Below are 3,550 nucleotides of genomic sequence, written 5' to 3' on the forward strand. Positions count from 1 at the left end.
GTAATGTGGTAGATTTTGGGACTTTCTGGAATTGGCGCCATACCTCCGCTCTACGATGCAGCTTTGAAAAAGGCAGAGCCAGATGCGCTTCAGTCGGAACGAGAGTTGAGACCGACAGGCTTTTGAGCAGTGGAGCTCTCGCTTGGCTCGGGCAGATAGAGACGTTCTTCCGAGGCGTCATACTCAAATAGCTCCGCATAGCGTCCCCAGTCAATGGCGGTGGCAAACTGCCGTTCGGCTTCAGCGTGGGGGAAGTGTTCGTCCCAAAGATCCAAGAAGAAGTCCGCTCGCATGGAGCGGCTGCCTTTTTCTTCCAGAGTCTGCAAGATGCTGCGGAACACGGGAACCCGTGCCAATAGCTGTTGTCGGAAGAGATCCTTGCTGCGCAGGATGGTGGTGTTGGCAAAGTCCTGGCCAATTTCGGTCAGTTGCACCACCCCGCTGGCCACCTCGGCAAAGCCCAACAGCACCGCCGCATCCAAAATCGGCAGCAGATCGTCCACGGCCAGTTGCAGCCGCTCGGCCAAATCGGCAATCTCCGCCCGCCCTTGCGGCCACTCCACGATCAACTCCAGCAGACCGCTGATCCCGCCCACCCGCGCATGGGGCAGAGGCAGGGCATAGGGGGAAGTGGCCTTATCACCAGCCAGCGCAGGCAGAGCCACCTCTCCGGTAACAGCAATTTCAGGGTTGGTCATGATCTCGTAGATGTAGTCCACCAAGGACTTGAAGCGGGGATCCGTGCGCTCGTGAGGCCGCGGCAGATCTATTCTCACCTCCCCCCGGATCCGCCCCGGGTTGGATCCCAGAATCACCACCCGATCTGCCAAAAACACCGCCTCTTCGATGTTGTGGGTAACGATGAGGATGCTTTGGGAAGGGAAGGCTTGCGCATTCCACAGCTCATCAATTTCCCCCCGCAGGTTTTCCGCCGTCAGCACGTCCAAAGCGCTAAAAGGCTCATCCATAAACAGCACCTTGGGCTCTAGGACAAAGGCGCGGGCAAAGCCCACCCGCTGCTTCATCCCCCCCGAAAGCTCCTTGGGGTAAGCGTTCTCAAACCCATCCAAGCCCACCAAGTCAATGGCCTTCAGGGCCTTTTGCCGGCGGATCTCGCGGGGGATCCCTCGGGCTTGCAGCCCCAGCTCCACATTTTCTTGCACGGTCAGCCAGGGTAGGAGAGCAAAGCTCTGAAACACCATCGCCACATCGGGGTTAGGCCCGCGTAGAGGCTGGCCGTTGCTCAGCACCCGCCCTTGGCTGGGGGGGATCAGGCCCGCCATGATGCGCAAAAGGGTGCTTTTGCCACTGCCGCTGCGGCCCAGCAGAGCCAAGACCTCCCCTGCCCGCACTTGCAAATCAATTTGGCTTAAAACGGTAAACTCCCCCTTGCCCTCTGGCAAAGGAAAGCGCTTGTAGACTTTCTCGACCTCAATTAAAACGGGGGAAGCTGCAGAGCTCATAGAGAGATTGCCTCAGAAACTGAAAAGACTAAAGGTGATACTTTTCTTCCGCCAACTGATACAGCCGTCGCCAGAACAGACGGTTAAGGCCCACCACAAACAAGCTCATCATGCCAATGCCCAAGGTAATGCGGGGCCAGTCTCCCACCGCCGTTGCCTCGGCAATGTAGGTGCCCAACCCCGTAGCCGTCAGGGTGGTGGATCCCCAGGCCACAATCTCCGAGACAATGCTGGCGTTCCAAGCGCCGCCGCTGGCCGTGACTCCCCCGGTGACCCAGGCGGAAAAGATCCCTGGAATGATCAGCTTTCGCCAGCGCTGCCATCCCCGCAGGCCCACATCCACGGCCATTTCTCGCAAGTCCGTGGGGATGCTTTGGGCACCGGCAATGGAGTTGAAAAGGATGTACCACTGTGCCCCCAACGACATGAGCAAAATGCTGCCCCACTCAATGCTGATCTGGGCGCGGATAAAAAACAACGTGGCAAAAGGAAAGAGGAAATTGGCCGGGAAAGCTGCCAGGAATTGCACCACCGGCTGCAGCAGTTTCGCCAGTTTTGGATTAAAGCCAATGGCCACCCCAATGGGAGTCCAGATCACCGTGGCGAACACCAGCAACACGCTAACCCGCAGCAGGGTGAGGATCCCTAGCCCGAAGGTCAGCATCACCTCTCCAAAGCCCACAGTGGTAGCCACAAAATAAACAATCCAAATCCCAATGCCGCCAATAGCTGCCCAGGAAAGCTGGGTTAGCAGCCGCTCGCGGCGTCGCTCGGCCTCAGGACTGAGGGGATCCACCCAGTGCGGGCGAGTCAGATAGGACAACAGCCGATCCACCAACTCTGCCAAGGGGGACAGCCAACTGCCGATCAGCCGCGGGATCCGCGCCGTGGTCAGCAGATCGTACAGCCAGGATTCGGGGGCAGCAGCCCCGCTGCTCTGTTCCAGGCGAAACTTATCCGACCAAGCCACCAAAGGCCGCCAGAAGAGCTGATCCACCAGCAGGATCACCCCGGCCATGGTCAGGAGCGCCCAGCCCAGCTTGGGCAGATCCTCCGCCTGGACGGCCGCTTCCACATAGGATCCCAGGCCCGGCAGCGTGTATTCCTGGTTGAGCACGCTGATGGCTTCGCTGGCTGCCACAAAGAACCACCCTCCGCCAAAGCTCATCATGGCGTTCCAGATGAGGCCCACCATTGCCGCCGGCACTTCCAACTGGGTAAAGCGCTGCCACCCCGACAGGCGATACAAGGTAGCCGCTTCCACCAACTCTTGAGGCAGCGTGCGCAGGGATTGGTAGAAGGAAAAGGTCATGTTCCAGACCTGGCTGGTGAAGATGGCAAAGATAGAAGCCGCCTCCAGCCCCAGCAAGCTGCCGGGAAAAAGGGCAATAAAGCCGGTGACGGTAATGGAGAGAAACCCCAACACCGGCACCGATTGCAAGACATCCAACAGAGGGATCAAAATGCGCTCGGCCCAGCGGCTTTTGGCAGCAATGTAGCCATAGACCAAGGTAAAAAGGGTGGAAAAGGCCAAGGCAATGAACATGCGCAAGGTGGAGCGGGCCGCATAGTAGGGCAGGTTGCGCGGATCCAAGTCGATCCGGGGCACCACCGCCGGGGGCTGAAACCGCTCAAAAGCCCCTACCCCCACCTGCGCCACCAAGGCCAGGAGAACCAACGTGCCCAGAATGATGGCCCCATCGGCAGCCCCCGCTGGCAGCCGACGCAGCGCCTCCGGAGAAGGAAAAGTCCTCATCTTCCCTGACCAAGCCCGGCATCCGCGCCCAGTGTACACCGTTTGCGGTTAGCCAGGATCCAGCCGGCTACTCTTCCGGCAAGTCGGGGGGAGACTCCTTCCACTGGGGATCGTCCAAGATGGCTTTTTTGGTCTGCTTGAGTTGTTTCCACAGCTCCTTGATTTGCCGGTAGGCTTCTTCCGGGGTAATTTTGCCCCCGGTTTCCAAGCTACAAATCAAGGACACTTTATTGCTAAATTCCTGCAGGTTGGCATCAAAAACTAGGTTCTGCGGCTTCACTTCGCCCCAGTAGGGATAGCGAGGCGAAATGAATTCATCTTTGTTGGGAGG

The 3,550-nt window shown here is 58.7% G+C and carries 3 protein-coding genes; all 3 read right to left on the bottom strand.

Going from position 1 to position 3,550, the window contains the following annotated elements; translation table 11 throughout:
• Positions 1-89: 89 nt before the first annotated feature.
• Positions 90-1,463, bottom strand: a complete 1,374-nt coding sequence (locus tag NW820_RS07210) for a nitrate/sulfonate/bicarbonate ABC transporter ATP-binding protein (protein WP_414331442.1) — start codon at positions 1,461-1,463, stop codon at positions 90-92.
• A 28-nt stretch (positions 1,464-1,491) separates the two neighbouring features.
• A complete protein-coding gene (locus NW820_RS07215; RefSeq protein WP_414407093.1) occupies positions 1,492-3,219 on the bottom strand; it encodes an ABC transporter permease in 1,728 nt (575 codons plus the stop codon).
• Between the two features lie 67 nt (positions 3,220-3,286).
• On the bottom strand, positions 3,287-3,550 hold a 264-nt coding region (locus NW820_RS07220; protein WP_414407094.1), incomplete at its 5' end, for a hypothetical protein.

This window comes from Synechococcus sp. R55.7 (assembly GCF_047461955.1).
In the GTDB taxonomy this organism is placed as follows: Bacteria; Cyanobacteriota; Cyanobacteriia; order Thermostichales; family Thermostichaceae; genus Thermostichus.